Origin of the sequence: Bacillus sp. 0209A, from assembly GCF_036765095.1 — a bacterium.
GTDB lineage: Bacteria > Bacillota > Bacilli > Bacillales > Bacillaceae > Bacillus > Bacillus subtilis_G.
The window spans coordinates 238,799-265,189 of the sequence record NZ_JBAIZV010000004.1; the positions used below are offsets into that span (position 1 = coordinate 238,799).

Genomic DNA, 26,391 nt, shown 5'->3' on the forward strand with positions numbered 1-26,391 from the left:
CTATTCGCCGCCTCTCAATCTTTTATCTCGCTGATTGCGTAACCGCGTTTTTCTCCGTACGCTGGATACAGCCGCCATTTCCTCTGTCTCCTCTTCACTTTCTTCTTGATCAGGACTGATAAATTGCGCTAAAGCAGCCACTGACGGGTATGTGAATAAAGTCACCACTGCCTCATTCGTTCCCAATTCCTTATTTAAGCGGTTTGTCACTTGTACGATATCTAAAGAGCTGGCCCCAAGATCAAAAAAGTTATCATGTATGCCGACTTGCTCCAAACCCATAAAATCCTGCCAGATGCCGCAAATCACTTGTTCTGTTTTACTGCGGGGAGCGACATATGGATTATTCAATTCAGGTCTTGTGTGTACGGCGGCTGCTTTTTTCTTCTCACCCGCTGCGCTTTCTGTATTCATGGATATCCATTGCTTGATTCTATGGCCCAAATCACCTGTTGAAACCAATAGATGGCGATTGTGGATATCAGACAGCACATATTGAAAAAGCTCGGCCCCTTCTTCGGGCAAAATCGCAAGATCAGCAATGGATTCACCAATTGTAGATTCAAGCTGTCCCCAGAAGTTCCAGGCATCCCAATTGACGCATATCCAAGGAATCTCGCTGCGCTGATTCATCCTCGCGGAAAAGGCGTCCATATAAATATTTGCTGCAGAATAAGCGGAAAAGCCGAGACCGCCGAGTAAAGCACTGATCGATGAAAATAAGAAGCAGAAATCTATTTTTTCGTTTTCCAATAACGATTCAAGCACTTCCAGGCCCCTTACTTTAGACTTGAATTGGTCCTCTCCGCCTTCAATTGCCCCGGGTATATCTTTAATAGCCCGGAATGACGAACTACCCGGGAGACCAGCGGCGTGAAAGACGCCGTTCAGCTGTCCGAATTCAGCATGAATCTCTCTCATAACAGATTGCATATCTGATAGGCTTCCTGCATCCGCCTGAAGAGCTGTCACCTTTGCGCCCAGATTCTCCAATTCTTGTATTTTTCGGATTTTCGCAGTCATCGGATCATCTTCCTGATGTTTTTTGCACCAGCTTTCCCACTGGCTTGGCGGCGGAAGTTCACTTCTTCCTGTCAGAATCAGACGGACATTCCCTTCTTGCGCAAGCATCTTAGATAAAATAAAACCGATTCCGCCCAATCCTCCGGTGATAAGATATACGCCATTAGGGCGGATCATCTCCGGTAAGGCGGATGCTTTATTTAACTGTACAGGCTGATACGCCTGCACCCATCTGCGGCGGCTTCGGTATGCGATAATCTGATCTGGGTCTGGGTCTTCGGCTTCCTCAAGGATTTGGTCGATCAGCTCCTCTTCTTTCCATGTCAAATTGTCCGGCAAAGGAGGGATATCGATGTTCCAGCACTTCATATGGTTGTATTCTTGCGGAATCACTTTCAATGGCCCTAAAACCGGAGACTTTTCTGCATCGATTTGCTCTTCTCCCGTCACCTCATGAATGCCGCTTGTCAGCACAAATATGTCACATTGGTTCATTTGTTTTTGATTGGCTGCTGCCTGTGCAGTAAAAATCAAACTGTAATAGCCGCTTTCACTGTAAGCACTGAAAGATTGCTGAGATTCACTTTGTTCAGAAACGCTCCAGAGATGCATGATGCGGTTTGGAAGAAGTCCGTCTGAAGCAAGTGAAAAAAACAAACGCTCATAATGCGTGCTGTCAGCCGGATTGATGATATACAATCCGCTGCTCACCTTTTCAAATTGCCGGCCCCTCGTGACAACTGCCGCTTCACGTCCATGACGGCGTATCGATTGCACAAGCCGGTCTCCAAAGGCTGTTCCTTCATGAAACACAAGCGTTTTTCCGCTTTCAGCCGGCTGTTCTTGTTTTCGGACATTCGCGGACTTGATCTTTCTTTCCCATGATGGAAGGTAGAACCATTGATCCATCTGCTCCTTTTTATTTGGCTCATCAGCGGAGGCGATAGCAGTAGCCGCATTGTCAGCCGCTTCTATCCAATAGCGTTTTCTCTCAAAAGGATAAGGCGGCAGCGGTACGAGGCGCTTAGGCTTATCACCGCTATACCGATTCCAGTCAATCTCATAACCGCATACCCAAATCTGCCCTAGTTTCTTCAAGAAATAAGCATGGTCATCAGCTGGTTCTTGAGCATGCCGGACTGTATGAACAATGTCATGCCGGTTTGATCGCTTCTTGTGCCTTTTGGCAAATGTACTGAGTGTGCTGCCGGGCCCGACTTCGATCAACAGCACGTTTTCATCATTTAGAATTTGCTCTAATCCTTTATGAAAACGCACTGTGCCTCTTAAGTGCTGAGACCAATAAGCCGGATCTTGTGCTTGTTCCGGCAGTATCCAAGTCCCTGTGACATTAGAGACAAAAGGGATGCGGGGAATATGCATATCCATCTGCTTCACAAGCGCTTCAAATTCCGCAAGAATCGGCTCCATCATATAAGAATGAAAAGCGTGAGAAGTATGCAGCTGCCGTCCGGCAATGCCCTTCTCTTCAAGGAAAATGGCTAACGCCTCAATCTCCTCACTTTTTCCTGAGACTACGCATAAGTCATGAGCATTGACAGCCGCAAGTGACAGACCGTTCGTTAGCAGCGGCTGCAGCTCTTCCTCTGATAGCTGAACACTTATCATTGCTCCAGATTCCAGCTGCTGCATCAATCGTCCCCGCTCCATGACGAGCGTTAAAGCCGTGTCTAATGAAAACACGCCTGACAAGCATGCAGCAGTGTATTCACCAATGCTGTGTCCAATCATATAATCCGGCGAGATGCCTGCACTTTGCAGCAGCTTTGCGAGCGCGTATTCAAATATGAACAGCAGCGGCTGCACTACAGCGGTCTCCGTCAGCTTCGCCCCATCAGTTGAATCCGGGAAGACGATTGCCTTCAAATCGACCTGATGTATTTTTTCAGCCAAGGCAAAACAGCGGTCCGCTTCTTTCTGAAATACTGGTTCAGCTTCATATAAATTTTTCATCATATCAATATATTGAGAACCTTGGCCGGAGAACATAAAGGCAGTCGGGCGCCCGCTGTGTCTTTGATAACCGGTGATCTCCGAACCGCTTTCCCATTCCGTTGATGTTGACAGCACGACGGATTTTCGGTATGAAAATTGTTTTCTGCCGACTTGCAAGGTGTATGCCACATCTTCTAATGGAACGTTTGGATGCGTTCGAAGAAATTCCTTTAATCGATTTGTCATCAGCTCTAAGGCTGTGTCTGTTTTTGCGGACAAAACAAGCAAATGCCGCTGGCTTTCGGAAGCTTCTCTGCCAGACTCCGGCTCTTCTTCCAGTACTATATGTGCATTTGTGCCGCCAATTCCGAAGGAGCTGACACCCGCCCGCCTAGGATAATCGGATTCCTTCCAGTAAGTCGCCTCGGTATTGACATAAAAAGGCGTCCGGTCAAAATGAATATGCGGATTAGGTGTTGTGTAGTTCAAGCTTGGCAAAATTGTTTTATGTTTTATCGATAAAACGGCCTTAAAGAGACCGGCAATGCCGGAAGCGCTGTTCAAATGTCCGACATTGCTTTTCACTGACCCGATTGGAATTGACATTGGCTTGTCACTTTTAAAAACCTGGCTCAGCGCTTCTATTTCAATTGGATCACCCATTTTTGTACCGGTTCCGTGAGCTTCGATATACCCTACTGTGTTCGGATCAATACCTGCATTCTCGTATGCATTCTTTAACACTTCGGTCTGGCCTTCTACGCTCGGGGCGGTAAAACCGACTTTTCGGCTTCCGTCATTATTCATTCCGACCCCTTTTATGACTGTATAAATGGTATGCCCTTCTTTAACGGCGTCCTCATATCTTTTTAAAACGACAATTCCCGCGCCATCGCCAAAAACTGTACCGCCCGCTTCCTCATCAAAAGGCCGGCAATGCCCATCCGGTGATTGAATCATGCCATCCTGATAAACATAACCTGACCGCAAAGGCGTGCTGACAGTTACGCCTCCTGCAAGCGCTGCGTCACATGCTCCGTTTTGCAGCGCTTGGCATGCCGCTCCAATATTCACTAGAGAAGTGGAGCAGGCTGTTTGCATTGTGATGCTCGGCCCATGCAGGTTTAATTTATAAGCAAGCTGGGTGCTGAAAAATTCTCTGTCATTTAACAGCATGGAGCTGAACTGTTCAGTCCCATCCAGTTTTCCTGCAAAACGTGTGATCCATTCGAGGTTCGGACTTGTCCCAGTGTAGACGCCAATTTTCCCTGTTGTCCGCTCAGGGTCACAGCCCGCATCTTCTAAAGCCTCCCATGCACATTCATGTAAAAGCCTGAATTGCGGATCCATCAATTCTGCTTCTCTTGAGGAATATTGAAAAAAATCAGCATCAAACCTATCAGGATCTTCGAGGATACCCTTCGCTTTTACATAATTGGGGTGCTTCAAGAGCTGATCATCCATACCTGACGCTTTTAATTCTTCATCCGTAAAGAAGCTGATAGATTCTTTGCCGTTTACAAGATTTTTCCAAAACTCATCCAAATTGCCGGCTCCGGGAAAACGCCCTGCCATACCGATAATCGCGATATCCGATCCCCGGCCATTCGAATGGGTTTGAGGCACCTTTTGAGGCTGCATCATTTCCGGCTGGCCGGCCACCGTTGGAACCTGTTGATGAAGATGCTTCGCCAGGCTGCGAACTGTGGCAAATTGATAAAGCACAACTGGTTCCACTTTCCATTTCAAATGATCTGTGAATTTTGCCGCTAATTGAGAGATATCAAGCGATGTAGCCCCCAGTTCAAAAAACGGCACCTCATCGTCCAGTTCATGGAATCCAAAATGCTTTAGGACAATTTCTCCGATTGTCTTTTCAACAGCTGATAACGTCAGTGCCGGCAATTCGGGATGTGTATCCGCCAGTTGCCGAGGCGCTTCTTCCTCCCTATCCTGCGCTGAATTGTCAGACAGCGGGAAATGCTGCTTTGTAAAAGGGTAAGTCGGCAGGGCTAACCTTTTATTATCCTGAGGTTCGTGCAGGACGCTGAAATCAATCTCAGCACCGAGACTCCACAACGCTCCGTATATATGTAACTTTAAAACGTCTGTGTGTCCTTGTGTGCCGAGTTTATCTGTCACGCCAACTGAACGGCGCTCTGTAAATACTGATGCACCCTGAGTCAAACGCAGATCTATGCAAACAGCAGGTTCCTTCCGCAAACAAGACGAGATATGTTCAAAAAATCGTATCGGCTTGCAGATTTGGCCGGCCCAATAGCTTGGATCTGCTGCTTCTGAATCTGCTATAACTTTTCCAGTAACAGACGAAACGACTGGAATGTCTGGTGATTTCATGTCCAGCATGCCAAGGAAGTGCATGAATTCTTCGGCCGCGTCAACCAGCAGATCCGATTGATACGCGATCTCCCCATCAAATAATTCAGCAGCTATCCCTTCTTGTTCAAGCCGCTCCTTCAGCTGATACACATCCTCTGGCAAACCGGAGACGGCACAATACCCCTCATCAATCAGCGCCAAGGATAATGATTTTTCTAAGTATTGAACGATATTCGGTTCTGACAGGCTGACACCGAGCATTTTTCCTGCCGGCGACATACTGATGAACTCTCCGCGTTTATATGCAGCAACAGCCCCTTCTTCAAAGGAGAATATTCCTGCCGCACAGGCCGCCGTAAACTCCCCGAATCCCCGTCCGATAAAGCGGCCCGGTGTTATGCCGATGTGTTGTAAATAACGGGCTGCGGCGTATTCCATGATGAACGACAACGTATGGACCAATCCCAGATCTTTCTCTTCCCGGTATGTGTTTGGAGCAGAAATGCACACTTTAAAGAAACCGAGAACATCCTGCTGAAAAGCGTTATGCACCTTTTCAAGGCAAACATCAACTTCTTTTTTGAACAGGTTCTCTGTACGGTATAGTTCCGCATATCGGTCAAAGCCCTCTTGAACGTCTCCCGCAAATACAAACATGGTGCTGCTTGATACAGCCGCCGATTCGCTGATTTGTTTCTCATCCCGATGATCAGAAAGCTGATCAAGCAGATCCTTTTGATCTGAGGCAACAAAAGCGACTCTGTACTGAAATTGCTTTCTGCCAAGCTGTAACGTGCGAGCTATAGCTGGCAGCGGCGATTCCGGGTTCCGGCGAAGAAAATCAGCCATTTGATCCATTGAGCGGGCCAGCTCCTGTCTTGTTCTCGCAGAAAGAACAACTAACTCAGGACCGCCGGCTGGCATTTCATCAGTAAGAGATGGGGGCTCTTCAAGAACAACGTGCGCATTAGCCCCGCCGATTCCAAAAGCGCTCACGCCGGCTCTTCTCGGCCCTTGCAGGGATGCCCACTCAGTCAGCTTTGTATTGACAAAAAACGGCGTGTTCTCAAATTTGATGCGCGGGTTCGAATTTTGATAGTGAAAAGCGGGCGGCAGTTTTTTATGATGGAGCATCATAACGGTTTTGATAAATCCAGCTACCCCAGAGGCGGCGTCCAGATGTCCGATATTCGCTTTGACAGAACCAATTCGGCAGTATGCTTTTTTATCTGTATTGAAAGCGCGGGTCAGCGCCTCAATTTCAATCGGATCTCCGACAGGCGTTCCTGTCCCGTGAGCCTCAACATAACCGATGGTTTCCGGTTCCGTTTCCGCCATCTCCATAGCTGTGGCAATGACATTCGCCTGGCCTTCAGCACTTGGAGCCGTATACCCGGCCTTATTGTTTCCATCATTATTAATGGCAGAGCCTTTGATGACGGCATAAATCGCATCGCCGTCAGCTTGTGCGTCTTTCAATCGCTTTAACGCCACTACTCCGGCTCCTTCACCAAAAATGGTTCCGTTCGCCTGTTCATCAAACGGACGGCAATGACCATCTGAAGAATAGATCATTCCTTCCTGATAAAGGTACCCAGATATATGCGGCAGGCTCAGGGTAACACCTCCGGCTAATGCAAGGTCACATTCTCCCCCAATCAAGCCCTGGCACGCCATATGTATCGCGACAAGAGAAGTCGAGCAAGCGGTTTGAACTGATACACTCGGCCCTTTTAAATTAAGTTTATAAGCGATTCGTGATGCGAACGACGAATCATTTAAATGCATGATTTGAAAAGCGTCTTCATGCTTATGAAGAGAAGACATATGCCGGCCCATCCAGGACAAATTGCTAGAAGCACCAGCATACAGCCCGATCAGCCCGTTAAACCGTTCAGGGTCACAGCCCGCATGCTCCAGCGCTTCCCAGGCACATTCATGCATGAGTCTGATTTGCGGATCCATTAAGGCAGCTTCTCTCGGTGAATAGCCGAAAAACTCCGCATCAAAGTCAGAAACTTCATCAATGATCGGTTTTGCTTTTACATACGCATCTTGGCGAAGCAGCGCCTCATCCACTCCGGCTTTGATTAATTCTTCATCGGTAAATTGAGTGACCGATTCTATCCCTTTTGAAATGTTGCTCCAATACTCATCAATATGTGCCGCGCCTGGAAACTTGCCCGCCATACCGATTACCGCTATTTCCAGTCCTGTTTCTGTCCATTGTTTTTCGTCAGCCATGGAAATCAGCCTCCTATCTATTTTCGTCTCATTCGCTGTTTTCGCCGTTTTTTCCCTTCATTTATGGCTTTTTGGCGATCTGGCTCTACTCCTTTTATGTGTAAGTCATCACCGCTTTGCTGCGCTTTAACAGCTTGGGTTAACGCCGCAACCGTCGGGTGGGCATACATCATCACAACCGGGATATCCACGCCGAGTTCGTTTTTGATTCTCCCGCTCACCTGAAGCAGATCCAGTGAAGAGGCTCCTAATTCAAAGAAATTCATATTTACATCTGTTTCAGAATGAAAATAATCTCTGAAGATATTCATTAACCTATCTTCAAGTGTATCTAACCGGTCTTTTGTCAGCACATGCTCTGCGGTTTGTCTGTCCTTTTTCACATAGCTGTCTTTCATTCGTTTGTTTACGTCCTGCAGTGAAATCAGGACTTGCGGGTAGCTCAGCTGCAAAGCTCTCATAAACGCTTTTGCGCCTTGACTCGGCAGAATTCCTTGGTTTTGCTCTTCTTTGTTCGCTATCTTCGAAAGAATGGTCGCCGTTTCTGATTCATATGCCATCCCTACTTGTTCCCAACGGTCCCAGTTAACCGTCACCATGTTTTCGCCTTCTTTTTGGCATGCGTGAGCATAACTGTCCAAAAATGCGTTTGATGCAGCGTAGCCGACTTGGCCCCCCGCTCCCAAAAATGAAACAAGAGAGGAACAAATGAAGAAGAAGTCTGGCTTTTTGTTTCTAAGCGCTTTTCTTAACAGAGCCGTTCCTGTTATTTTGGCTTTCGCCATATGCCTCTCATCGTCTGGCGTCCTTGCGTGAATCACTTTGCCATCAGGAATGCCTGCCGCATGAATAACGCCATGAATAGCTTGTCCGAAGCGAGATTCTGCTGTTTGCAGGGCTTTTTGAAGCTCTGCCTCGTCTGAAATATCCGCCTGCAATACCAGCACTTCGGCTCCAGCCTTCTCGAGCTCTGCCACAGCATTGCGTTTTTTTGCTTTATCGTCTGCTCTTAGTTGATCAGTCAGTCCTGTCCGGCTTAGCAGCACAAGCTTCGCGTGAACCGTTACAGCTAAATGAGATGCAAGAGATAACCCGATCCCGCCAAGGCCGCCTGTAATGATATAAACTCCTTTATGCCTGAGTTTGCCGGTCATATTGATCTCATCTTGCTTGGCCGGCTGCTTCGCCTGCCGAATCCATCTGCTGTTTCCGCGATAAGCCACAATAGGCTCATCATCTTCTTTTTGCAGTTCATAAGAAATCATTTCAGGCCAGCTTGATTGGCCGCGTCTCGGATCCGGATAAAGATCAACCGCTTTACAGCTGATCTGCTTATACTCTTGCGGAATGGTCAAACAGACTCCGGTCAGCGCAGCCTGATGAGGCTGAAGTTCCTCCGTTCCCGTCACATCGTGGGCTTGATTGGTCACTGCGGTTATGTTGAATCTTTTATTGCTCTGTGTTCCAAGTAAACGGACAAGATCAAGAAGAGGGAGATAACCGGCTATTGTGTGCTCCGCAATGTCTCCATCACGGCAATCACAGTCTTGCAGCCACATCCAGATGATTTCATCAGGGACAAACCCTCTTGAATTGAGTTCATCCAGCAGCTTCCGAAAGTGGGACGTATCCCCGCGTTTTACCGTAAACGTGTTGCTATCTGTTTCCGCAAAGCAATCACCCGGCAGGACAGACACTGCCTCCGCTTGCTGTTTTATGAGATGTTGGCTGACATCACTGTTTTCTTCAAAAACAAGTATCCTCTTTCCTTGATGAGTGAATGTCTCATTGACTGGTTCCATTCGTTCCCAGAACGGAACGGAAAACCACTTATCAAAAGGAAGCTGTTTTTCACTTGAAGCAACGTTTAATTTCAATTCGTTTTTGATCTTTTCTTCCATTCCGCCCTGAGATGTTTGCGGATCGGGAAATACTTGATGCTCAAAAGGATAAGTCGGAAGCGGGACCCTTTCGTATGAGCCTCCCTTGCGAAATTGCTCCCAGTTCATGTTTACACCATGCGTCCAAAGCCTGCCGATGCTGTTTAACAGATAGACACGATCAGATGATACTTCCTTTGGATGCCTGATGATATTTACCGCGGCATGCCGCTCTGTCATAAAACCCTTATGCTTTCTCACAAACTGCGTTAAAGTGTTCCCTGGCCCGATCTCAACGAATACAACATTGCCCATTTGTAAAAGTGTGTTCAGCCCTGAATGAAAATCAACCTTTTCTATGATTTGCGAAGCCCAATACTCCGGATCTGCCGCCTGCTCTCTTTGTATCCAATCGCCTGTCACATTCGAAATAAACGGAAGGCCAGGTACTTGGAATTCCATGTTTTTCAGAATATCAGCAAAACGAGAGGCCGCCGGCTTCATCATGCTTGAATGAAACGCATGGGACGTTTTTAAGTGCTGAATTGCCACTCCTTTGGACTGAAGGCGCATGGCAAAAGCATTGATTGGCTCCATAAAACCTGATACAACGGATAAATCAGAGCTGTTTGAAGCCGAAAGCTCAACGCCCTCCGTCAATTCCATTTCTATCTCTCTGCCAGACAGGCCGACGCTCAACATTTCTCCCTCCGGCATCTCCTGCATCAATCGGCCTCTCACCACAACCATATGAAGCGCGTCTTCCAATGAACAAATGCCTGACAGACAGGCTGCCGTTACTTCTCCTATGCTGTGGCCTATCATGTATTGCGGTTTTAAACCTTTTTTGATCAAGAAGGACGCCAGCGCATATTCAAAAGAAAATAAAATAGGCTGTGTATACGAAGTTTCATGGATAAGCCGTTCGGCTTCTTTGCTTTCTGCTTCATTAGCCGGAAACATGATGCTTCTAATATTGAGTCCTTCCTCAGCTTGCAGAATGGCAAAACAGCGGTGCAGCTCCTCCTGAAATATGGGCTCCATTTCATACAGTTGTTTCCCCATATTGACGTATTGAGAGCCTTGACCGGAAAACATAAAGACAACCGCCGGCTTTTCCAGCGCTATTGAAGAAGTTGCCTTATCGCTTGTTATTCCTAAAGGACCCGCCGTAAATGCCTGACGATACTGAAAATGCCTGCGGCCCTCTTGCAGCGTGTATGAAATGTCTTGGAGCGGTACCTCTTCATTCTCTTTTATAAATTGCTTGACTTGATCCGCAGCCTTAGTTGCAGCTTTTTCAGACCGGGCAGAAATAAGCATAAGGCAGTCTTCATGATCCTCTTTATGGCGTCTTTCCTTCATCGGCGGCTCCTCCATGACAACATGAACATTCGTGCCGCCGATCCCAAAGGAACTGACCCCCGCCCGAAACACACGGTCAGATGCTGTCCATTGTTTTGCTGATGTGCTGACATAAAAAGGACTGTTTTCAAAATCAATTTTAGGATTGGGATTTTTGTAATGAAGGCTTGGCGGCAGGATTCTCGCTTTGAGACTCAGCGCCGTCTTAATAAACCCCGCAATTCCCGCGGCGGAATCCAAATGACCGATATTTGTTTTAACAGAGCCGATCGCGCAGTATTGCTTCTTTTCTGTTTGAAACGCTTGGTTAAGCGCCTCTATTTCAACTGGATCTCCTAGCGAAGTGCCCGTGCCATGCGCTTCGACATAAGAAATACTTTCGGGCTCTACACGGCTGATGTTCAGTGCTTTTCTAATGACATCCGCCTGCCCTTCGATACTTGGCGCGGTGTAACCGACTTTACGGCTGCCGTCATTGTTATATGCTGATCCCTTAATGACAGCGTAAATATGGTCTTGATCCTTCAGCGCCTGTTTTAAGGTTTTGAGCACTACAACACCGCAGCCCTCGCCCCCGACTGTCCCTTTTGCTTCCGCATCAAATGCGCGGCAGCGGCCGTCTGGCGACATAATCATCCCTTCTTGATACATATAACCCTTTTTGTGGGGACAAGTCACCGTTACACCTCCGGCCAGCGCCATTTTACAGTCGCCGGTAAGCAAAGCTCTGGATGCGAGATGCACAGCGGTCAGAGAAGAAGAACAAGCTGTATCCACTGCGATACTCGGCCCTTTCAAATTTAATTTGTAAGAAATTTGCGTATTCATAAAGTCCTTGTCCGTCAACTGCACAGCAGCAAACTGCTCAGAAGAACTGCTGCTTCTCAGCAGCATTGAACTTGCCTGCCAGTACAAATTCGCAGACGCAGCGCCGAATAAGCCTATAGGCTGGGAATAGTTTTCGGGATTGTACCCGGCGTTTTCAAGGGATTCCCACGCGACTTCATGAAACATGCGCACTTGCGGGTCCATCACCTCTGCTTCGCGCTGTGAGTAGCCGAAAAACGCTGCGTCAAAGTGGTCATGCCGGTCTACTTTTCCTTTGGCCCTGACATAATTCTTATGATCGAGCTGCTCTTTAGGCACACCAGCTTCCATAAGCTCTTCTTTTGAGAAAAATGTAACGGATTCCGTGCCCGTTTTGATATTCTCCCAAAACTCTTCAATATTTTTGGCACCTGGGAAACGGCAAGCCATTCCGATAACCGCGATTTCCAAGCCTGTTGTTTTACTCATCAGAGATCCCGCCTAACAGTTGTGAGACATTTTCTAAATCTTCCGCTGCCTCTTCCGCTCTCTCAGCGTTTGCCTGAGAACCCTCAGACTCCGTTTGCCGGCTGAGCTGGGCAGCTATTGCTGAAACGGATGTATATTGAAACAGCTGAACAACTGACAGTTCTTGTCCAAACTGCTCTTTCAATTTGTTCGATAGTTCTACGATGTGAAATGAGTTTCCGCCGATATCAAAAAAGTTATCTTCCATGCTGATTTCAGATTCAGATATATTCAAAATGCCAGCAAAAATGGAAACCAGCTTTTTCTCTGTTTCATTGTGCGGTTTTATGACCTGCTCGTCAGATTCAGGCTCTTCCAAAGGATCTGGAAGAGCCTTGATATCAAGCTTTCCTGACAGGTTCATCGGAAACGAATCTATGCGAATGAATCGCCTTGGAATCATATAAGCCGGCAGCTTTGCTGCTAAAAATTCTCTCATTTTTCGAGTTTTCAACTTTTGATCGGAAATGAGATACGCCACAAGAAACTGGTCATCCGATTCCTTTTGAACTGGAATAATCACCGCGTCATGAATGATTTGTCCGGACTCACTGTAATCAAGCAAGGCTTTTTTAATCTCATCCAGCTCTACTCTGAATCCTCTTATTTTCACTTGATCATCATACCTGCCAAAAAATTCGATTAAGCCGTCAGAACGCCATCTCGCCAAGTCACCGGTATGATAAAGCTTGCTGGCGGGGATATGCTGCGGTACTGTAAACTTTTCAGCCGTCAGCTCAGGCTGACCGATATATCCTCTTGCCACACCGTCGCCGGCAATGCATAATTCTCCGTACAAGCCAATGGGCACAGGCTGGCCGCAATGATCCAGAATAAAAATCTGCTCATTTGGCATCGGCCTGCCGATCGGCACGGCGGCTTCATTCCAAGGCTCAGGAATAATAAAAGCCGCTGACTGTACAGCGCATTCCGTCGGGCCGTAATTATTTGTCATCACCGGCTTGTCGGCTTGAAACGTTTGTAAAAACTGGTCAACCAATTGGGGCTGAAGAACTTCGCCGCCTGCCAATATTAACTTCAATTCGTTAACGTGGTGCGGCTCTTTCTCAGCGGCTTTGATCATTAGGCGCAAATGAGAGGGGGTCGCATCTGAAATATGAATGCGGTTCTCCTCATAAAAAGACCACAGCTGCTTTCCATCCATCCTTGCATGATCCGGTGCAATATATAAGGTGTGTCCGAGAAGCACCGCAGGAAATAACGTTTGCACAGATGCGTCAAAAATATGAGATGCAAGCATGCCGATGCGTAGATGCACTTGTGAAAACGGCTGAAAATGAAGGCTGTCTATGCCATATACTAAATTGATGACTTGACGATGCTCCACCATCACGCCTTTCGGTTTGCCTGTTGTCCCGGATGTATACAGCACATAAGCGAGATTTTCAGGAGACGGCAGACGCCCATGCTCCGCCGTCCCTTCAAATTTCATCATTTCCTCTATCAATAAGCTTTTTTTATCCCCAGCAGAAATGTCATGATCCTCGTTCGTGATCACAAACCGCGAACCGCTGTTTCTCAGCATATAATCCATCCGTTCGGACGGCATATTTACATCTATCGGCAAATAAGGACAGCCGGCTTTTAATATGCCTAATATGCCGATAACCATTTCTGCCGAACGATGAACCATCAGCCCAACAGCCTCCTCATGACGAACACCCTCTTTTATCAAAAAAGCAGCGATCCTGTCTGACAATTCATCAGCCTCACTGTATGTGAAGCTGATATCTTCATAAACAATCGCAGGCTGATCCGGCTTGCGATCGGCCTGTTCTTTGAATAGATCGACAATTGATTTGTTTTTCGGATATGGCTGATTTGTTTGGTTAAATGTCATGGTGATTTTCTCTCTCTCTTCTTGAGAAAGAAATTGCAGCTCAGTAACTGGCGTCTCTGGCGCTGACATCGCCTGCTCTGCCAGCGTGCAAAAATGGCCGGCTATCCGTTCAGCCGTTTCAAAGGTGTAATGCCTTAAATTCCAGCTCACCTTACCAGTCAGTATCCCTTCGTCACGCTGAATGGAAATCAACAAATCGGTGTCCATCTCTTTCAATGAGGCGGGCTGCTGAAGGTCAGCCATTGCCACGGAAATGCCGAAGCGGGGACCCCCTTTTATATGCAAAGGATAGAGCTCATCCAACAGGATTTTCACAGGATAATTTTGATGGGCATACGCTTGTTGAAAAGACTGTTTCACCCGCTCAAGGCAGTCTCTGAAACTCATAGAAGGGTTTATTTTCACCGGCAGCGGAAGAAGGTCATTGATCACCGGCTGTGTTTCCCGCTGTTTCATCACTGGAGCCGACGCCACGATATCCGTTCTTCCGCTGTACCTGTGCAGCAATGTGACTGCCACAGTCATAAAAATGATAAACATACGCAAATCTGAAGCTCCGGATGCCTTTAAGATGGCCTTTTCCAGCTGAACCGGAAATGAAAAAGTGAATGAAGCTTCTTCATCGGTTTGATCAAACTGCTTTGAATCATAAGGAAAACGGCAGTCCGACGAAATTTGAGTTAATAGAGAAGTCCAAAATTGCCGCTCCTTCACTTTTTCAAGAGCCGCGGTTTTCAATTGAAAGACATCGGTTTGATTCATTGTTATTCACCTATTTCTGCTAGATTTTCAGATCGTCTAGTTCCAACAACGATACCTTTTCTAAATCATTGATGCCTGAAGTCAGGTCAATATCCTCGAGAGCGGTTTGCTTACAATCAATCACGGCTGACAGCACCTTTTTAATCCCTTTCGCAATGCTTTCAATGGTTTCTCTTGTAAACAGCTCAGTGCTGTATTCAATGACAGAAGATAAACCGTTTTCGTCTTCTGAAGCGATCCAAAGCAAATCAAACCGGGAAACCGCTGTTTCATATTCATAGTCGGTTAATGAGATCCCGTCTACCTCTAAAGCAGGCTGGCTTAGATTCTGCAGTGCAAAAACAGTATCAAAAATATGATTCCTATTTAACGTCCTATCTAACTTCAAATCTTGAACCATATGTTCATACTGATAATCTTGATGATCAAAGTCATCTATCACCAGCTGCTTGACATGGTGCAGAAATTGAGTGAACGCCATCTCTTTTTTCGGATAAAACCGAAGCGGAAGCATATTAACGAATATACCGATGATCCGCTGCAGTTCCTCCTGCCTTCTCCCCGCGACCGGAACGCCGACTACAATGTCGGACTGTCCAGTAAGCTTGTGCAGCAGGATTTGATAGATTGATAAAAGTCCCATAAACAGCGTCGCATCCTCATCGGCCATAATGGCTTTGAACGCCTCCAGCTCTTTTTTGCTTATATAAAAACGATAATGGGCGCCGGCAAAGCTTTTGACAACAGGTCTCTGATAATCAGCCGGCAGCTGAAGCTCACTAAATCCATCAAGCCGTTTCAGCCAATATGTTTTCACCTCATTCAGATCATCAGACTGAAGCATCAGATTCTGCCATTCTGAGAAATCTTTATATTGCAATTCAAGCGGCGCAAGCTCTTTGCCGTCATATAGATCCATAAACTCGCTGACTAAGATATCCTGAGATAGACCGTCAGAAATAATATGGTGCATATCGAGCATCAGAATATACTCGTTTTCAGAGTTCTTCATAACACCAGCTCTCATCAGGGGAGCCTGATCAAGCTGGAACGGCTTTAAAAAGCTGCTGATGACTTCTTGTTCTTTTTGATTTTGTCCTTCCTGGCCTGCCACATTTGATAGGTCAAAAAAGTTCGCATGAAATTCCGCATGCTCAGCTATGCACTGCATAGGAACACCGTCTATTGCTTTAAAGGATGTTCTTAAACTCTCATGACGTATAATCAATTGCTTGAACACATTCTCAAGCCTTTGCATGTCAAGCTTTCCTGCAATCTTGCCGGCCGTGAACTCATTGTAGCCTGTGCTTGTTGGATCTAACTGCTGTACAAGATAAAGCCGTTTTTGCGCTGAGGATAACGGATAATAATCCCTTTTCGCAGCTTTTTCTATCTTTCTGTACATCTTCTTGTCGGCTTGGCTGATAAATTCGGCCATCTGCCTGATCGTCGGAATGTTAAAGAAATCCGGCAGCGCAATTTCCACATTGAATGCTTGATGAATAATGGAAATGAAAGTAATCGCCTTTAACGAATCCCCGCCCATTTCAAAGAAATCATCGTCTATGCCGATTTGATCAATCTTGAAAAACGACTGCCATTGAACAAGAAGTTCTCTTTCCATATCAGTCACCGGTTCGGCATATTCAGCGGTAAGTTCCGGCCGGCCGTACAGCGAAACTTCCTCTTGCTCTTCACCGTTAGGCTTCTGCAGACGGTTCACATATTTTTGTATCCTTTCCTGCAGGTCCGTGGCAGACACTACAATCTGATCCATATGATCAAATGTAAAAATCTTCTCAAAGATCTCTCTGCCCTCATGCGTACGAATCAGGGTATTTTCTAAATCCCCTCCGATTGGAATATCCGGTTTTTTGCCGTCTTCAAATTCCCATCCGTCTAAATTTAGGGCTGTCCACTGAACAGGATGCTGCGCATTATGTTTATATACAAAGGCATCAACAAACTGGTTAACGGCAGTATAGGCGGTAAATCCAAGTCCTCCTAATATTGGAGACAAGGACGAAATCAAAAAGCAGAAATCAAGCGATCGATCAGCCAGCACTTTTTCTAATACCGCAACGCCCGTCATTTTTGCTTGAAAGTGAGCATCCGAGAAACCTTTATCCGTTTGTTCCATCATTCTGAATGATTGTTCGCCTGTTATTCCAGCTGCATAAATTACACCGTCGATGGAGCCGTACTTACGTTCAGCCATATGAACCAGTTCAGACATATCCGCTTCACAGCTTGCATCCGCAGCAACAGCAATAACTTCCGCGCCTGTCTGTTCTATCTCATATATTGATTTTATTTTTTTAACGGTTGGATCATCCTCAGCATGCGTGCTGATTAAGGACTCCCATTCACTCCGCGGCGGTAGGCCGGAACGGCTTGTCAGAATAAGTTTTCCTTTTGTTTTCTCAGCAATGGTTTTTGCAGCATGTAAACCGATGAAGCCCAGACCGCCAATCAGAATATATACACCTCCGGGACGAAGGTGCCCCTGCGATGATTCTGCAGGCACGGCTTTGTGAATAAAGTTCCTGGTGTACCTTTTATTACTTCTATAAACCGTTAAGAGATTGCCGGATTCGGTCATCAGCTCTGATCTGATGAGTCCCAGCAGCTTGTCTTCTTTCCAGGAATCTTCTTTCTGTCTGTCTATATCAATCACTCGATAGCGAAGGAACGGTGTTTCCTGAGATATGACCATACTCGGCCCCAGATGTACGGCTTTCTCTGGATACAGCATGTCTTCTCCGCCAAGCTGATACGTAAGGGACGATAACACAAAGATCGAAATGTCCTGCTTTGTTTCTTTCTTTTTCAATGCTTGCCCTAAGTAAAGCAAAGAGTAATAGGATTCGTTTTGCATCTGCTCAATCCACTCGGCAGCAGCGGTTTCATTCTTCTCTGCCAGCCCCCAGAGGTGCAAAATCCGGCTGTACTGAATCTTTTCCTTCTCCAACACTTCAAAAAGACGGCAGTAATCTTCCGCAGAGTCTGGGCGGAATGTGTACACTCCTTTTTCAACCTGCTGAAAGTTATGCCCTTTTTTAACGATGACACAAGAAGCACAGGTGGATTGCAGCCCCTGAATAAGCTTATAGGAAAAATCTCCATCCTCCATGAAGACAAGCAAACGTTGTTCCGTCGCTTCAATCTCGCGGGAAATCGGCAGGATTTCTTTTTCCCATTGCGGCAGATAAAACCACTCCTGAAGCGGGAGCTTTCCTCCAGAATGTTTTTTGCCTTTTCCGCTGGCAGTATGTTTCCGTTTGTGCCAGAAGGATTCCTTTTCAAAAGGATATTGAGGCATAGTAATTTTTTCAGGGTGTCTGCCCTCGTGCAGCCCGCGCCAATCAATGTCCGCGCCATACATCCAGAGCGTGCCAATTCTGCTGAGTAAAAATTGGACATCTGACATACTCTGTCTGCTGTGTTTCAGCACATTGCAAGCATGCTGGCGCAGCTCATCGTTAATCGATCTCTTCACCAGCACACTTAAATCTTGTCCCGGGCCGATTTCGATAAAAATAGCATCTTCCTGCTTCGTTAACACGCCAATACCCTCGGCAAAGCGAACAGTTTCAGTCATGTGCCGCTTCCAATAGTCATAGTCCGCAGCTTCTTCATCCGCTATCCAGTCTCCCGTTAAATTCGAAAAGAAAGGAACACCCGGTTTTTGATAAGAAATGCGCTTAGCCGTATTTCCAAATCGTTCAGCAGCGGAAGCCATGACGTGCGAGTGAGCAGCAATTGAACCTTTTACTCTCATACAAAGCACTTTTTTGGCTTTTAACTGTTCTTCAAATGCGGAAATGTCAGACTCAAGCCCCGACACAATGCAAGAAGCGTCATTAACAACAGCCAATGAAATGCAATCAGGGAGAATCGGTTTCAATTCCTCCTCTGGCAATGGGACGCTTAGCATGATGCCTGACGGCGCTTCGTGCATAACTTGTCCACGTAAGCTGATGAGCTTGATGGCATCACTTAGCGTAAACACTCCCGATACCGCGGCAGCCGTTAATTCACCGAAACTGTAGCCGATCATAGCCCATGGCCGCAGCCCCCACTTCATCAGCAAAAGTGACAGCGCATATTCCAGCATGAAAATAGCAGGCTGGGCATATTTCGTCTCTTGAAGCTTTATCGCGGCAGCGTCTTCATCCTGCTGGTCAGGGTATAGAATATCCTCAAGCCTCTCACCAGTCGCTTCATAGAATTCTTGAAAACAATGATCCATCGTCTCTTTGAAAAACGGCTCTTCCGTGTACAAATCCCTGCCCATGTTCACATATTGACTGCCTTGGCCCGAGAACATGAAGATCAATTTTTTCTCCTTTTTTTCCTGAATCCGCGACATTCGGCTAAGTCCTCTGTCCTTTTTCTCAGAAAGCAGGCGGATGACATCCTGTCTGTCCTTTGCCACAAACATTTGCCTATAATCAAAGTGCTGTCTCCCGGCCTGCAGCGTATAAGCGGCGTCCGCTGCATTAAGCTCTGAGTTCCTTTCCATGTGCTCGAGCAAAAGGTCTTTCGTTTTTTCTAAAGCATTCATCGTTTTTGCTGAAAGCGGAAACAGCTGATACGAACGCGAATGTTGTTCACGTTCACTGACAGGCGCTTCCTCCAGAATCACATGGGCATTGGTGCCGCCCATACCGAATGAGCTCACGCCTGCTCGTCTTGGGGTATTTGTTTTCTTCCACATTCGGAGCTTGTCATTCACAAGGAAAGGACTGTTTTCAAAATCAATATTCGGATTCGCTTCCCTAAAATGAAGGCTAGGCACAAATTGTTGATGCTTCAGAGAGAGAACTGTTTTAATGAGACCTGCCGCTCCAGCAGCAGCATCAAGATGCCCAATATTCGTTTTTACGGAACCAATCCTGCAAAACGCGGTCTTATTCGTTTGAAACGCTTTTGTTAAGGCTTCTATTTCAATTGGATCTCCGAGAGCTGTGCCTGTTCCGTGAGTTTCCACATAGCTGATGGTTTCCGGCTCAATCCCCGCGTCAGCAATCGCATCTCTTATGACCTCTGTCTGGCCTTCCACACTCGGCGCATTGAAGCCTACCTTTTGGTCACCATCATTGTTGACTGCAGACCCTTTTACAACCGCATAGATCCTATCGCCGTCAGCCAAAGCGCGGCTCAACGATTTCACTGCGACAAATCCGACTCCATCGCCTCCTACAGTGCCTTTCGCGTCTTTATCAAAGGCTCGGCAGTGACCGTCTGGCGATTTCACCATATTCTCTTGATAGATGTAGCCTGACTTAACCGGGTGGAGAATGGACACACCGCCTGCGAGAGCCATATCAGATTCTCCATTCAGCACTGATTTGCAAGCCAAATGCAGCGCGACTAAGGAGGTTGAACAAGCTGTCTGCAGTGTAATGGCTGGACCTTTTAAATTAAGTTTATGAGCAACCCGTGTGCTGATCGTATAGGTATCATTTAAAGAGCCGATTTCAAACAGCTCTGACATCCTGCCGTCTAATGAGTCAGCGAAATGCTGGAGCCATTGAAAATTTGAGGTTGTTCCTGTAAACAAACCAATTTTTCCTTCATATTCAGCTGAAACACACCCTGCATCCTCCAGCGTTTTCCATACATACTCATGAAGAAGACGGATTTGCGGATCCATGACCTCTGCCTGTCCCGGTGAATAGCCGAAGAAGGAGGCGTCAAATAAATCGGGGCCGTCGATGATTCCTTTCGCCCTTACATAATCAGTTCTCGTAAATGTTTGTTCATCAATGCCTTCCGCAAACAGTTCTTCATCAGTGAAAAAAGAGATGGATTCCTTGCCATTTTGCAGGTTATGCCAAAATTCATCTATGTTTTTAGCTCCGGGGAAACGCCCGGCCATCCCGATGATGGCGATGCTGTCATCTGAAGGATCCTTCCGCTTTGATATGAATGGTGTTTTCTTTTTTGATTGCTCTTCATCATGACCTGATAAGAATTCAGCAAGCATCTGAACTGTTGGACGGCGGAACATCTCAACCATCGGAATACTTTTTCCCGTTTCCTTAGAAAGCTGCTGATTGACTTGGATCAAATGCAGGGATGTGCCGCCGATTTCAAAAAATTTATCCTGCACATTGATGCTGTCTTGACCAAGTACGCGTTTCCAAACCTCCAGCACCATCTTTTCTGTTTCAGAAGCGGGGGCCGATGCAAACACCTCTCGTTTTGTCTCTGCTGCAAGCTCGGGCAGTGCTTTTTTATCCAATTTTCCATTGGCCGTCAGCGGCATCTCACTCATCACAATAAATCGGGATGGGATCATATATTCCGGCAAATAACGGCGCAAGTAAACGCGCAGCTGCTTTTCATCAATCGTCTCATCAGTGAAAAGATAAGCAGCCAGGCACGGCGTCTGGGACGCATCCTTCTTCACGACAGCCGCTGCCCCTTTTATACGCCCGTACCGGCAGAGCCAGTGCTCAATTTCCCCGCTCTCAATCCGATAGCCCCTAAGTTTGATTTGGTCATCGTTTCTGCCTAAAAACTGAATGGTTCCATCCGGTAAAAAGCGGGCTGCGTCTCCTGTTTTATACATTTTTTCTCCGGGTTTAAAAGGATTCGCCACAAAGCGCTCTGCCGTCAGTTCCTCCCGGCCTAAGTAGCCTTCTGCTACTCCTTTTCCGGCAATATATAGTTCTCCCGCTGCTCCTTGAGGCAGCAGATTCATATGTGAATCTAGAATGTATATATCAGTATGTGCTGCCGGCCGGCCGATCGGCACATACAGACCTTTATCCCTTTCAGATGAGTAGCGGTGAATCATGCAGCCGACTACCGTTTCCGTCGGGCCATATTCGTTAAAGATTTCAATTTCCCCATCGAAGTTCTGTTCAATTTTCGCCGCAAGAGAGGTTTCTAATTGCTCTCCCCCCAGTATCAGGCACTTCATCACACTGTCCCGAAACGGCATTCCGGAAATGAAATGCAGATGGGATGGCGTTAACTTCATAACATGGGCTCGATTATCTTTCAGAATCTGTTCCACAAGAAGCTGCTTGTTTTTATCACGATACACAATAATTGCGTTTCCTGTAATAAGCGGGGTAAAGATAGAAGTTACAGTTAAATCAAAAGATAGGGACGTATAAAGGGCAAAATCTCTTTTCTCATCTCTTACATATTGCTCGGCGGCCCAGGAAACATAATTTTCAAGACCAAGATGCTTAACAAGCACCCCTTTTGGCCTGCCTGTTGTTCCAGAGGTATAGATGCAATACGCAATGTCCTGCGAACCGTATTGTTTCACCAGATTGCTGTCGTTTCCTCGATAAAGGTTTTGATCGGTAATATCTATTTTCACACCATCGAACGAGTAAACCAGCCCCTCAATATCTTCTGTCAGCAGCAGTTTTATCCCGCTGTCCTGCAGGAGATATTCAATTCTTTCCGAAGGATAATCGGGATCAACTGGGACATAAGCGCCGCCCGCTTTTAATACAGCGAGACAAGCGATCACCATTTCAATTGAATGTTCTGTTAAAATACCGACTCTTTGTGCAGGTTTGACTCCCCGACTTTCTAAAAAGCGGGCGAGCTGATTCACTTTTTTATTTAATTGATCATAGGTCAGGGATTCCGAGCGAAAGTCCACAGCAAGCGCATCCGGCGTCTTTTCCGCCTGCTGTTCAAACAAATCAATAACAGTTTGATGTGTGTTGCCGGTCATACCTTTATAGCTGCAAAACTCTTCAAGCTGATAATGCACTTCGTCTTCGGAAAGCATATTCAAGCAGTGCACAGATCTGTCTGCCGGATACTCAATAACTTCCGATAACAGGTTGAGAAAATGATCTCCCAGCTGCTTCACTTGAAGAGCAGACATGACACCAGGATTGTATATAAATGAAAAATGGATATGCTCATCAAAAGCTTGTACGCTCAATGTCAAATCGAATTCAGTTTGTTCAAACATGTCGTATTGCTCGATTGAAAGAGGAAGACTGTTTGACTTAAGCATCTGGTCAAGCGGATAATTTTCAATCACGACAATCGTGTCAAATAATGACTGCTCAGCGGTCAGACCCGCATAGGTTTTTAAATCAGACAGCGGTGTATGTTCATACTCACTTCTCTTAGCAATCTGCTCATGTGCAAGCTGAATCACATCTAAAGGAGTGGAGTGAGGCGTGAAGCGGAGACGAAGCGGAATGGTATTGATAAACAGCCCCGTCATTTGTTCTATTCCAGGTACATCCGCGCCTCTTCCGGAAACGGTTGTCCCGAACACCACTTCTTCTTGATCAGAATAATTCTTTAGCAGCAGACCCCAGACACTATATAGAATTGAAGCCAGTGTAACCTGCCTTTCAGAAGCGAGTGAGCGCAGAGCTTTTCCTGCTGAAGCCGGAAGCTGTATTTCATGTTTAGAAAAAATAGCATTTCGCTTCCCTGGTCTTTCTGTATTCGGCAGCAATTGCACAGGCTCCCAGTCTTTCAATAATCCTTTCCAAAATGACGCCTGGCTGTCTTTTGTTTTACGCTGCTGTGCCTGCTGCCATTTCACAAATTCTTGATATGACGGTTTTTGTGGTATAACAGGTGTTTGACCCGTGGCTAACGCTTGATAGGACTCCATCCACTCTTTGAGGACAATCCCCATGCTCCAGCCGTCCATCAAGATATGATGAAAGCTGATCATCATCCAGGTCCCGTTTTCTTCTGTTTGATACAGTGTGACACGGAAAGGTACTTCTAGAAGTTGAAACGGCTCTTCCCGATCACTCTCCGCAAGCTCTTCCTTCAGCTTTTCCTGAGAAATGCCTTTCTCGAACGAGAGGCTCAGATAACGGATATCTATTTTATGATGCTTTAATATAACCTGAATTGGCTTAGCTGTTTCCTTCCACCTAAACACCGTCCGAAGCATTTCATTTTGCTGAACCGTTTGCTGCCATGCTTTTTCAAAAAGATCGCGGGCTGGCTCACTCTCTAGCTTGATTAGCATTTGTTCAAAATAAGCATTACCTTCCGGCTCCATTAAATGATGAAAAAGCAGACCTTCCTGAATGGTGGTCAGTCCGAGAATGTTGGCTATGTTATTTTTATCTATTTTTTTCATTTGCTCACTCACAGAATCCTCTCCATCCTCTGCCTATATATGTTTGACAAAATATCGTCTCAATCCATAATTCGCTATGACTTGCTGCTGAATTTGAGATGTTCCTTCAATGATTTCCAACACTTTGGCTTCTCTGTATAAGCGGGCAGCTGAATGATCTCTGCTGAAACCGCTTCCTCCATGGATCTGCACATTTGAATTGGTAATCTCCACAGCAATCTTTGAAGTGAAATATTTCGCGATAGACGTTTCCGTCACGGCCTCTGGATCTTGTTTCATCCGCATTTCGCCTGCTTTCATACATAAGGCTCGGGCTGCATGCAGCTGTGTTACAGCATCACCGATCATTCCTTTAATCATTTGATGTTTGTAGAGCTTCTCTCCAAATTGGCTTCTCTTCCGTGAATATGTGACTAAAGAATCGACGGCTTCCTGTGCAATCGCCAAGCCGGCCCATGCCACACTGTACCTCCCATGATCCAAGGCTAAATTAACGATGTAATTAAAGCCGCCCCCGATTGGCCCTAATATCTGATCTTCAGAAACCTCGACGCTGTCAAACTCTATTTCCGCAAGATAAGAAGCTCTATTGGCCATCATGCCTTCCATTTTTTTAACCGTTACTCCGCTCTGACGGCTGTCTACGATAAAGGCTGTAACCACTTCTCTATCACGGGCTATAACCAGAAAAAAGTCAGCAATGGCGCCAAAAGAAATCCATTTTTTTCTCCCGTTGATGACATAGCTGCTTCCGTTTCTTGTATACGATGTTTCAATGTGGTTTGCGTCTGAACCAATATTTGGTTCAGACAATGCAAACGCTCCGATTTTCTCTCCTTTTCCGATGGGGACAAGCCATTCTTCTTTTTGGCGCTCTGTACCGTACCGCAGCAGAGATTCACCGACTAACGAATTTACAGTCAAAAGGGTTCGAATATTACAGCACGCTTTACCTGCTTGTTCAGTAAACAAACCGTACTCGACAGGGTTCAATCCCAATCCGTGATAAACTTCCGGAATACCCGCAGCAAAATAAGATTTGCTCCCTAACTCTTTTATTAATTCTGCCGGGATGCATTCCTTCTCATCAAATTCGCCTGCAAAAGGTCTGATTTTTTCATCGCAGTAACCTCGGAAATCTTGAATGATGTCGGCTTTCATCTCAGCTGTTTTCATTAGCAAGCGCTCCGTTCTGTTTCTTTTCAATTAGGCTGACGATTCGGTTTACTGTGCTGAAGTTAGCAATATCTAAATCTTCGTTATCAAGCTGAAACCCAAAGTTTTGCTCAAGAAATGTTACAAGCTTCATCGCAAATAAAGAATTTACAAATCCCATTTCAAAAATGTGATCATCATTGGTTAATTCGATTTCATCGTCAAAGACCACCAAATTTTGTTCAATATATTCTCTAATTTGTTCATGAAGATTCATCTATTTGCTCTCCCCGCTATTTAGATTAATTGCTGCTTCCCGCAACAGGTGATTGGCTGAATTCCGTTTTGACCTCGACATACGCAGGATACGGCTGAATCCGGCTCAGGTCGTTTTCAAATAGAATGAAGCCGTCCGGGCCCTTCGTATGTTCTTTGAAATTGGCAAATTTATAGGTGATATACATGACTCTGTTGCGATCTGTTTGTTTAAAATCGGCAAACAGTTTTTTTCCTTTTTGTTTCGCTTCATTTAAAATAGCTGTCAGTAATATGGTACCGACACCGCGGGACATAACCCGGCATGACATTAAAAGAAGATTAATATGCCATTCATCTCCCTTTTCTTCTATTAAAGAGAGTCCGATCTTTCCATAAGAGCCGTACTTGTCCTCAAGCTCGCAGACTAACAGCATATGAGAATCTGACTTTCGGAAATCATTTAATTCCTGATAATCATATGTTTTTCCGCTTGCATTCAGCTGGTTTGTACGTACCGTTAGCTCTTCTGCCCGCTGCAAGTCGCTTTCTTGCGCATGGCTGATCGTAAACTTCATATTCAGAGTGGCAAGGAATTGTTCGGACGGTCCTTCAAACTGCTCTTCGTCCTCTTTTCTGCGGTCATCCTCAAGATACATCTGCCGGCGTCTTTTGGCATCCTCCGTTACGAATGCAGGCTTCAGCAAAGGATCGACGATGAGATCCTTATATCGAACGGCATCCCAGCACGAAATCTCCGGATGGGCATTTTTCACTTCTTCCCTTTCAAACGCTTGGTCGTCAATAAAGAGAAGCGTATCCTTATGAATATTGAGGTTTTTGCTGATTTTTTCTAAAGAAACCGATTTGGCATTCCAGCTGATTTCCGGATATAAAAAGAAATGATCTATTCCAAATTCCTTTAATTTTTCCATAGCAGCAGCTTCGTCATTTCTGCTTGCGACAGACAGCAATATGCCGCGTTCATCAAGCTCAGTCAAAATTTCTTTAATATTGTCCTTCAGCTTTACATCATCAGATTCAAGCAGAATACCATCCCATAGCGTATGATCTAAATCCCAGACAACACACTTAACTCCCTTTTTCAATGG

Annotated in this window: 7 protein-coding genes; all 7 read right to left on the bottom strand. The window is 46.0% G+C overall.

The window, feature by feature from the left end:
• From V6D44_RS16385 to V6D44_RS16415, 7 genes are read right to left on the bottom strand one after another with little or no spacing between them, the layout of a single operon-like run.
• Positions 1 to 7,563, bottom strand: coding sequence for a type I polyketide synthase (locus V6D44_RS16385; protein ID WP_253268883.1), 7,563 nt, complete (start codon positions 7,561 to 7,563; stop codon positions 1 to 3).
• A 17-nt stretch (positions 7,564 to 7,580) separates the two neighbouring features.
• Positions 7,581 to 12,104 (bottom strand): type I polyketide synthase, encoded by a 4,524-nt coding sequence (locus tag V6D44_RS16390; RefSeq protein WP_253268882.1) that lies wholly within the window; start codon positions 12,102 to 12,104, stop codon positions 7,581 to 7,583.
• A complete protein-coding gene (locus V6D44_RS16395) occupies positions 12,097 to 14,766 on the bottom strand; it encodes a non-ribosomal peptide synthetase (RefSeq protein WP_087991369.1) in 2,670 nt (889 codons plus the stop codon). Before V6D44_RS16395 ends, V6D44_RS16390 begins: the two co-directional genes overlap by 8 nt.
• A 19-nt stretch (positions 14,767 to 14,785) precedes the next feature.
• Positions 14,786 to 23,881, bottom strand: coding sequence for a non-ribosomal peptide synthetase/type I polyketide synthase (locus tag V6D44_RS16400; protein WP_333516739.1), 9,096 nt, complete (start codon positions 23,879 to 23,881; stop codon positions 14,786 to 14,788).
• 21 nt (positions 23,882 to 23,902) lie between these two features.
• A complete protein-coding gene (locus V6D44_RS16405; RefSeq protein WP_087991368.1) occupies positions 23,903 to 25,045 on the bottom strand; it encodes an acyl-CoA dehydrogenase family protein in 1,143 nt (380 codons plus the stop codon).
• Positions 25,032 to 25,301: an acyl carrier protein gene (locus tag V6D44_RS16410; RefSeq protein ID WP_003240117.1), complete on the bottom strand. Its 270-nt coding sequence runs from the start codon at positions 25,299 to 25,301 to the stop codon at positions 25,032 to 25,034. The genes V6D44_RS16405 and V6D44_RS16410 overlap by 14 nt, the downstream gene beginning before the upstream one ends.
• A 25-nt stretch (positions 25,302 to 25,326) precedes the next feature.
• Positions 25,327 to 26,388 carry an HAD-IIIC family phosphatase gene (locus tag V6D44_RS16415; protein ID WP_087991367.1) on the bottom strand — a complete coding sequence of 354 codons (1,062 nt, stop codon included), beginning with the start codon at positions 26,386 to 26,388 and terminating at the stop codon, positions 25,327 to 25,329.
• Positions 26,389 to 26,391 lie beyond the last annotated feature (3 nt).